Annotated in this window: 2 protein-coding genes; both read left to right on the forward strand. The window is 44.1% G+C overall.

Going from position 1 to position 3,813, the window contains the following annotated elements; all coding sequences use genetic code 11:
• Positions 1-292, forward strand: a 292-nt coding sequence (locus VIM72_RS28930; RefSeq protein ID WP_332006282.1) for a DUF4974 domain-containing protein, incomplete at its 5' end; no start/stop codon positions are given.
• Positions 293-485: 193 nt separating this feature from the next.
• Positions 486-3,813 (forward strand): SusC/RagA family TonB-linked outer membrane protein (locus VIM72_RS28935; RefSeq protein ID WP_332006283.1); only part of this gene is annotated, 3,328 nt, incomplete at its 3' end.

A 3,813-nucleotide genomic window follows, 5' to 3' on the forward strand; every position in this document is an offset into this window, starting at 1 on the left:
TACCGGAGCGCTTACCCTTATACCTGAGGCCAACCTGGAAAAGGTTTTAGCCTGGAAGAATGGCATGTTCGATTTTACGGACCTGGATTTTAAGCTGGCCATGAAGGATATTGAAAGATGGTATAACATAGAGGTAAAGTATGAAGGTTCTATACCTGTTTTCAAACTAAAAGGTAAGATGGATAAAGGAGTACAGCTATCTGACCTGAAGCGCTTTATAGAAGGATTCGGGCTACAGGTGCGGCTGGAAGGTAGAACATTGACAATAAAAGAACCTACTGCCGGCTTATAAACATATAATTCAAAACAAAAACCGGAAAGTGTTGACACCACTTTCCGGCGGACGTTTCGATAATAAAACAACACTGTTCTCGGAAAAGACAGCCTATTTATCACCCAAACAAGACAAATATATGGTAAAAACTGCTTTATGCGGTTGGTCAGCTCGTGGAAGCAATCGTCATATCAGCCAAACTCTGTTAGTTATGAAGCTAACTGTATTTTTTCTCACTATTGCCTGTATGGCGGTATCAGCCAAAGGATTGTCTCAGAATATAACCTTCTCAGGAAAGGGCGTTGCCCTGGAAATAGTTTTTTCAGCGGTAGAAAAACAAACCGGTTATCATTTCCTGTACAGGGAAAATGCATTGGAAGCAGCCAAACCTGTTACCATTAAGGCTTTTAACCAGCCGCTTTTGCAATTTCTTGATAATATTTTCAGGGATCAGCCTTTGAAATACCTGATCAGCAGTAAAACCATTAATATATATCCCTATACCAGGGTTGCCGGGTTTTCAGACCGGCAACCCAATACCTCGCAGCCCGTTACAGGCAGAATAACCGACTCAACAGGCGCGGCGCTTAATGGCGCTACAATTACGGTCAAGAATAAACCGCGCCTTACAACAACTTCCAACCAGTCCGGAGATTTTTCTATCGAAGCTGCAACAGGCGATGTGCTGATCGTTTCTTTTGTAGGGTATAGCACAAGAGAGATCAGGATCCACGCCGCCAATGCCGGTGTTATACAGCTTAAGCAGCAACCTGTTTCTCTGGATGACGTAATTGTCACTACTGCATATGGAATTGAAAAAAGAACAAAAGAGCTGGGGTATGCTGTCGCAAAAGTGAAGGGGGAAGATATTAATCGCACCAATCCGGGAAATATTCTCACAGGCCTCATAGGCAAGGTATCCGGCCTGAATATTTCCTCATTAAGCCCTGATATGACGCCGGATAATAACATTATGCTGAGGGGTATCAGGTCTATCAATCAGTCTTCGAATAATCAGCCATTATTTATACTGAATGGTTCCCCCCTTTCTTTTGGGGCAGACCAGAATTCAGCGACCCTGGCACTGGACTTTCTGAATAACCTCAATCCGAACGATATTCAGGATATTACAGTGCTGAAAGGTGCAAATGGCGCTGCATTATATGGGCCCGAAGGCGTGAACGGCGTTATTATCATTACAACCAAACGAGGCGACAAAGAAGGGCTTAAAGTAAATTTCAGAAGCAGTACCTCTTTTCAGTATATAGATTTTAGCCAGAGAAAGGTGCAGGAACAGTTCGGCGCAGGCGATCTTACGGATGATCAGAACAATCCCATCTATAATCCCGTTGGATCCGAATTGTGGGGACCGGCATATAATAACATGCTTGTTCCACTGGGGAGGCCTGATGAAAATGGGGATACCCAGAAAGTTCCTTACAGCTATTCGAATGAACGGCAGAAATTCTGGGACGTTGCAAGGAACACGCAGCACAATCTTTCCATTTCACAATCCGACAACAGGTCTGATTTTTATCTTGGTCTTTCTTATACCAACCAGACGGGCCTTCTTCCGGGCGACAAACAAAATAAAGCGGGCATACTTCTGAACACCGGAAGGCAATTCAATAAATGGAACGTTCGCATCAACCTCGGTTATACACTAACCAATGCTGATAAAGGGCCAGGCTCTATCAGAACAGATATGACGCCGCCACATGTTCCGCTCACAAGCTATAAAGATTTTATAAATGATCATTGGGCTGACCGTAATCATTACTGGGCGGACGAAACAGAAAATCCCTATGAAACAGTAAACAGTAACAGGCGTAAATCAACAGAGAACGCATTAACAGGGAATCTTGATTTTACGATAAAGCCATTGAGATGGCTTACCATCACAGAGCGTCCGGGCATCACCTATAGCGCTTCCTATACCAAGGCAACTACGGCGCCCAGGTTTTATTCTGATTTTGCAAAGGCATATGGCGCTATGGGAAGGTCAGTGAGTTACCGGGATCTCCCTGCGAGACTCAATGAAGAAACACTTACATCACTGGCTATTAATAACGACCTTTTGCTGACAGGCCTGCACAATGCCGGTTCCTTCTCCTTCCGCACCACACTGGGTAATACTATAAGACAAAACTATACAAAAGAAGTCATAGGTAGTTCATCTTACCTGGTCATTCCTGTTTACAATCTTGCATTCGGACGGCAGGGAGACACCTATGCCCGGGAGCAGGCTGTGCTTTCAAGGTTCTATTCTTTGTTCGGTACATTTTCAGTAGGATATAAGGATATGGTATTTGTTGAGCTGACAGGAAGGAACGACTGGGACTCCAAACTAGCCAAGAATGCCCGGAATAAAAACTTTTATTCCGGCGCCAATACATCAGTAGTGCTTTCAGAAATGATCCCCTGGTTATCAGCAAGGAAATGGTTGTCGTCAGCCAGGTTGAGGGCATCTGTTACCAGAACAGCCAATATGAACATCAGGCCATACCAGATGGAAAGGATCCTGGATCTCTACCAGGTCTATGGCGATCAGGTATCTTATATTTATAAACCCAATAACCCCAATCCATTCTTAAAACCGGAAAATGTTATCTCACAGGAATATGGAGGCAGTTTTTCCTTTTTAAACCAGCGTATCAACCTGGATGTCACCTATTATAAGCAAAGAAATAACGGGCTTATACTTGAAGTGGTTAATTCCATCTACAGCGGATCGCCAACCATCGATAACGCAGGAGTATATGATAATACAGGATGGGAGTTTGATGTAAAGATCAACAGGTTACTGAAAGTCGGTAGTTTCATTGCAGGTATTGATATGCGGTTGGCGCTGAATGACAATAAAGTGATTTCACTGCCACCTGTATATAATGATCAGCTAATGGCGTATGTAGGCCCTGCACAGGTGGTGGCCCGTACCGGCCACCATGCTTTTGAGTTTAGTTTAACCGATTGGGTACGCACGCCTGATGGGAAAGTAATTGTGAACAGTATAACCGGGATGCCGGAGCCGGATTCCAGGAATCCGGTATTTGCAGGGAGAACACTACCCCGCTATACCGCCGCCGCTAATTTAAACCTGGAGTGGAAGAAATTTAAACTTTACATTCTCGGGGAATTCAGAGGAGGTAATCACCAGTATAATGGCGCGGGGGGCTTTGATACCCACTCAGGATGGTCGCCACTCACACTATATAATAACAGGGAGCCATTTGTATTCCCCAATTCTGTATATGATGATGGCTCAGGGAAGTATGTGGAGAATACGGATGTGAAAATAACAGCCATCCGCGATTTTTATCAGAATGCTGCCACTTATACAACTACTCCTTATCTCGTTAAAGCAGACTTTTTCAAACTGCGGGAAATCTCTATTTCCTACGACTGGAGATTTAAAATAAAAGCCATTAAGAGTGTTTCACTGGGACTGTATGGCCGTGATATAGCATCCGTTTACTCAAAAGAAAATATCTACGGAGATCCACTGATGATCAGAGGGCCGGGATGGACAAGGGCAATGA

Origin of the sequence: Chitinophaga sp. (genome assembly GCF_036569185.1) — a bacterium.
GTDB lineage: Bacteria > Bacteroidota > Bacteroidia > Chitinophagales > Chitinophagaceae > Chitinophaga.